Source organism: Bartonella sp. AD24XZML, assembly GCF_042196485.1.
GTDB lineage: Bacteria > Pseudomonadota > Alphaproteobacteria > Rhizobiales > Rhizobiaceae > Bartonella.
Window position 1 is genome coordinate 1 of sequence record NZ_JBHIQH010000097.1, and the last position, 1,722, is coordinate 1,722.

Here is a 1,722-nt window from a genome sequence, read left to right on the forward strand (position 1 = left end):
GTTCTTTAAAGCTTTTTCGGGGTCAATCCCAGCAGGGACCCCAACGGGTAAAATGATATAACCTCTTTTTTTGCCTGGAGCACGACGCATCACACGTCCTACTGCCTGTATTACATCCACTTGGCTTTTACGGGGGTGTAAAAACATCACCGCATCCAAGGTAGGCACATCGACACCTTCAGACAAACAGCGTACATTGGTGAGCACACGGCAGTGATTTTCCCCCACATTTTCTTCCAACCAATCCAGTTTTCTTGACCGTTCTTTGGCACCATCCTTCCCATCAATATGATCAACTTCACAGATTAGAGGGGGCGTATCGGGGTGGTTTTGATAAAGTCTGTTGAAAATCCTCTTAACACCTTTTCCTTGGAAAGTATCACGGATATTTTTAGAGGTCTTGATATCTTTACAAAAAGCCAAGGCACGACGCATGGGGCTCGTATCATCTCCAAGATCAGCTTTTAGATCCAGTTTGGTTAAAGCTTGATAACAGCCAACAATTTTTGTTCTATAATCTAAAGTAAGTTCATAATCTTTACTTGTGGTAGGCATCTCCATGGTTTCACTGATTTTCCCCTCATCAACCCCCAAAACAATAATCTTATAAGGGGTTAACAGTTCATTCTTGACCGCATCGGTGAAACTGTAGGTATAAAGAACTTTTCCATAAATGGCTTCATTATCCATAGAGGCTAAAACAGCATCAACCTCATCAGCACGCCTTTTGGCATGGTTACTAAAGATACGAGGCGTTGCCGTCATGTATAGACGTTTCTTGCCTCGAATAAGACTGTTATCATGAACCTTGATAAAATCAGATTCATTGTCGTCAGTTCCTAATGAAGCCCCCGTTGTTCTATGCGCCTCATCACAAATAATCAAATCAAAGGCTGTTAAGCCATGATCCTTTTGCGCATCAACAATGACTTGTATTGATTGATAGGTCGCAAAAATAACACTCATCGCATGGGGCGAAGAGTTTCCTACTTTCTCGACAAGCCTAGAGGCATCGGTTGTCGCAGGGAGTGCTAAATCCGATGCCGATAATTCCCCATCATCCTCTTGGTTTTTACGCCGCTTGCCGATTTGCCTATCCGAACACACGGCAAAGCAACGCAAGGGCACTTGTGCATCGGCGGTCCATTCACGAATACTTTGTGACATCAAGGCAAGAGAAGGGACCAAAAACAATACATGCTTGCCAGTTCCTGCTATGGTTTCTGCTATCTTCAAACTGGTGAAAGTTTTCCCCGTACCACATGCCATAATCAGCTTGCCACGGTCTGCTTTTTTTAAACCCTCACAAACTGCTTTAAGCGCTTCTTTCTGATGATCTAAAAGCTTTTTCTTCGTTTGCTCGTAAAGAACAATGTTGCCTGTCTTATCAAAAATACCCCAATCGATTTGACTATTTTCCATATCAAACAGATTAATTCGATAAACCGGAACCGCTTGCCCTTCAATCATGGTATTGGCATTNGGAACCGCTTGCCCTTCAATCATGGTATTGGCATTTTCGCTTAAGTCTCTTTCCGTGCTATCAATGAGAAGGCGGTATTTAAATCTCTTTTTACTAGAAATAGCGATAAAGCTTTCAATATCGTCTTGAGTAATCTGATGATTGGTCTCATAAAATTGACAGCGAATAGCAACGTAATCGTCTTGATCACGAATTTTCGCTACCAAATCAATATCGGTGTCTGTATCGCTTCCTTTCCA

At 42.4% G+C, this 1,722-nt stretch carries 1 protein-coding gene; it reads right to left on the minus strand.

All coding sequences use genetic code 11. From position 1 onward, the window contains the following. The coding region (locus ACFIMX_RS08835) for a DEAD/DEAH box helicase family protein (RefSeq protein ID WP_375694346.1) at positions 1–1,722 on the minus strand (1,722 nt) is incomplete at both ends.